Origin of the sequence: Okeania sp. SIO2F4 (genome assembly GCF_010672385.1) — a bacterium.
Taxonomy (GTDB): domain Bacteria; phylum Cyanobacteriota; class Cyanobacteriia; order Cyanobacteriales; family Microcoleaceae; genus Trichodesmium.
The window spans coordinates 1-4,363 of sequence record NZ_JAAHGT010000834.1; the positions used below are offsets into that span (position 1 = coordinate 1).

General features: G+C 32.4%; 2 protein-coding genes. One reads left to right on the forward strand and one right to left on the reverse strand.

Annotated elements, in window-relative coordinates:
• Positions 1-1,122: 1,122 nt before the first annotated feature.
• Positions 1,123-1,266 carry a hypothetical protein gene (locus F6K22_RS33490; RefSeq protein ID WP_293108311.1) on the forward strand — a complete coding sequence of 48 codons (144 nt, stop codon included), beginning with the start codon at positions 1,123-1,125 and terminating at the stop codon, positions 1,264-1,266.
• 298 nt (positions 1,267-1,564) lie between these two features.
• Here F6K22_RS33490 and F6K22_RS33495 read toward each other — a convergent pair.
• On the reverse strand, positions 1,565-4,363 hold a 2,799-nt coding region (locus F6K22_RS33495), incomplete at its 5' end, for a PAS domain S-box protein (RefSeq protein ID WP_293108313.1).

A 4,363-nucleotide genomic window follows, 5' to 3' on the forward strand; every position in this document is an offset into this window, starting at 1 on the left:
TTTTTAACTGTTTTGCCAGTTATTTGAATAAATAATCAAGCTACTGTGTGGCGCGATACTGCGCTCCGCAACGCTCCGCGAACGCACCACACCCCCATCTATTCTCAATAATAGTGGGATTTTAGTTGAACTATTCTTCAGCTTATTTGATAAGTCCACCTCTATATATAGCTTTCAGCTACCTTGTCACCCCGTGAGATTGATACCATTAAATTAAAGGAGAACCCGCCCCTACTATTGGAAACTTTTCGATTATTAGCAAATCAGGAAATAAAGTTATAAGTTTGAGATTTTTGCTGCATTCTGTGGAGCTACCAAAAAAAAATCGGCGAGTAAAGGAGTTTTCCCTTGCATCGGCCAAAAAATCATGGTAGTATGTAATTATTGGGAGTTACTCGTACCTACGCATGACTTTTTATTCAATTAAAAATCTCAGTTCGTAGTTTTGCTCTAGCAACTGAAATATTTATCTTATAAAGGACTTACGCATAGACTCTACATATAGTGTTTAAAAACTGTTGCGCAATAGTTTTAGACTCCACATTTAGTAGCTCTTCTTAAGTCCTGTTATATATAATCCGATTATATAATATATGTTGATAATTCTATAATTACTGCAAGGCTTCAATCTCCCCTACTCCTCACCCCCAACTATATGATAAGTATTCAACCGGATTTGATATTAGGGCTAAAGCAAAACTACAAACAAAGACTTGTAGATGTGTTGCGCAAACACTAACATTTCCTCAACCCAACCTACAAAGTGGAAATTTTTTAATTATCAGCAAAGTAAGCCATAAAAGTTTGTTTCGGTGTAGCGATCGCTCAATCTTATGAATCCTTATGAATCTATATCTGCATTTTGTGGAGCTACAAAAAAAAATCGGCGAGTAAAGGAGTTTCCCCTTGCATCGGCAAAAAAATCATGGTACTATGTAATCATTTGGAGTTACTTGTACCTACACATGACTTTTTATTCAACTAAAATAAAACATATATCGTCGTATTTAGGGTGCAGGTTTAATGAAGTTGTAAGTTTAAGGTTTTTGAAGTAGGTAAATTCAGATATAATTTAGGAAAAAAATTACTATAAAGTTAGAAGCTTTGAGGCGGGAAAATAATTTGAGTAATCAACAAATTTCAATTCAGGAAAAAACAAAAAAGTTTGCCGTTAGAGTAGTCAAAGCTTATACTTGGTTAGAAGGAAAATCTAATGTAAGTAGAACCTTAGCGAGTCAATTATTAAGGTCAGGAACTTATATATAACTTCATAAAAACTTCAAACGTCAAACTTCTGATTTATGACTTCATAATATTAACTATAAATTATAATATAAGCTGAAATAGTATCATTAGAAAAGTTCAAATGCCTAATGCAAGAAACCGAATAAATTATTAGAATATTAGTTGCTACGATTAAAAGACTCAAGCAATAAACTTTAGACTTCAGCATAACTTCATAAATATTTCTGAGTTCTAACTGCATCAAAACTTCTAACTTCTGACTTCATAAAAACTTCTGACTTCATAAAAACTTCTGACTTCTGACTTCAAACTTCTGACTTCATAAAGGTTGTTCAATAGGAATTTCAATTAAAAACTCTGCCCCCTCCCCAGGAGCAGAAAAACATTCTAACTTTCCACCATGTTTTTCCACAATAATTTTATAACTAATAGATAAACCCAAACCAGTACCCTTATCAACTGGTTTAGTAGTAAAAAATCTCTCAAATAAACGTTCCTTAACCTTCTCATCCATACCCAAACCATTATCCATAATTCTAATTTGAACTTGTTTTGATATAGCTGTAGTTCTAATCCAAATAGTCGGAACCTTACCATCCCAATTATCCCTAACTATTGACTCTTCCAAAGCATCAATTCCATTGCCAATTAAATTCATAAATACCTGATTAATCATACCCACATAACATTCTACCAAAGGCAATTCTCCATACTCCTTATAAACCTTAATTTCTGGTTTTTTTCCACGGCATTTGAGACGATTTTTCAGAATTACCAAAGTACCATCAATCCCATCGTGAATATTCATCAAAGTTTTTTTAACATCATCCTTGCGAGAAAAACTACGGAGAGAACGGACAATTTCACGAATTCTTTCTGCTCCTATTTCCATTGCTGATATTACCTTAGGTAAATCCTCCATCATAAAATCTAAATCTATATCCTCTATTTGTTCTTCTATTTGTTCTGGTAAACTTGGAGAATATTCTTGATAAATATGTAGCAAATTCATCATGTCTTGAACATAATGATTCAAATGAACAATATTTCCATAAACAGAAGTTACAGGATTATTAATTTCGTGAGCAATACCTGCTACTAACTGACCCAAACTAGACATTTTTTCAGTATTATTGAGAGTAGTCTCTACCCGATCAAGTTCTTGCAAAGCAGTTTCTAATTGTCGTTTTTGTTGTTTTAACTCAGCCTGAGATTGCTTAAGTGCAACTTCAGCATTTTTAGTATCAGTAATATCTGTAATAAAACCTTCTAAAGCGATTAATTCTCCTAACTCAGAAAACACCCCTATTCCCTGTTCGCAAACCCATTTAATTTTTCTAGTCTTAGTCGTAATTCGATAAGCTACCTGATAATGTCGATTCTCTTGTATAGCCAACTCTATAGTATTCGATAAAAGTTGTCGATCTTCTGGATAAATTAATTGTGATAAAAATACTTGATTTGAACCTATAAAATCTTGTACATGATAACCAGTTAATGAATAACAACCTTCACTTAAAAATTCCGCACTTCGATTTAGATCGTTGCGAAAACGATAAGCCATACCTGGTAAATTACTGATTAAAGTTGCTAATTTTCTTTGACTTTCCCATAAAGCTTCTTCTGAACGTTTTCTGTCAGTAATATCCTTAATAACTGCCAAAAAACAAATTTCATTACCAATATTAATAATTTCTACAGACAACAAACAAATCCTAGTCGCGCCAGATTTGACTCTAAATTGATATTCCTGATTTTGCAAAACTCCTTGCTTTTCTAAATGTTGTCTAAAATCAATTTTTTCTTCTAGATTAACCCATATACTTAACTCTTTTACCGTGTAACCAATCACCTCTTCACGGCGATAACTCATTATCTCCAAAAAACTATCATTTACTTCTATAAATCTTTCATCTTCAAAAGTAGTAATAATGATTGGGTCTGGGTTAGAATGAAATGCTTTTGAGAACTTTTTTTCCGACAACCTCAACCTTGCTTCTGTCTGATGAAGTTCTGCAATTTCCCTTTCTAATTGCTCAATAGTTTCCTGTAGTTCAATTGCTCGTTTTTCTACCTTATTTTCTAACTCTTCATTTGCTAGTTTTAATGTTTCTTCTTTTAAGACTTTACTCGTAATATTAGAAACTACTACTTCCCACCCACTTCTACCATCAAATTCTACTGAAATTATTATCACTTCTGCTGTAAATTCAGAACCAGATAAACGTTTATAGCGCCAATTAAAATGACTTACTCCTAACTCTAACGCTATTTGTAAATATCTTTTAAATAGAAAAATTGAATCTTCACCTTGAAACTGTTTTGCAGGACTAAATTCCCAAAGTTGTTTACCATAAAAATCTGATTTTTTACTACACCCGAATAATTCTAAAGCAGCCTGATTACAATCAAAAATACCTTGTTTATCTATCAGTATTATCCCAGATTTACTAGATTCATATAAATCAGGAAATATTTGATTAGAAGCTTGTACTTGGGGAGTTGCTCTTGTTGGGATAGCTACAGTTTTTTGACTATCGCTAATATCTCTTGTAATTTGATAAAAACCTCTTAATTGTTTTTTATCATTATACAAAGCTGTAGTAATTACATTAGCCAAAAATAATATTTTATCTTGCTTCAAACAGATTTTTTCTGTTACACATTTACCTTGACTTATCGCTATTTCTAATTCCTGATGTGGTAAGTTATTATCAATATCTTTTTGAGTATAAAAACTAGAGAAATGTTTGCCAATAATGTCTTCTGCTTGATAGCGATAAATGTTTTCAGCTTCAGAGTTCCAACTTACTACATATCCATCTGAATCTAATATACATAAGGCGTAATCTTGAACAGTTTCAATAAATAATTTTTGTCTTTCCTCTGTTGCTCGCAAAGCCGCTTCCGCTTGTTTTCTAGACGTAATATCTTCAACAATTCCTTCATAATATAAAAAATCTCCCTCTTCATCACAAACTACCCAGGCATTTTCAGAAATCCAAATTATTGTGCCATCTCTACGATAAATCTGAGATTCAAATTGGCAAATTTCTCCTTTTTCTCGTAAAATATCAGCGCATTCATCATATTGCTTAGAACATACATAAAGTTGATG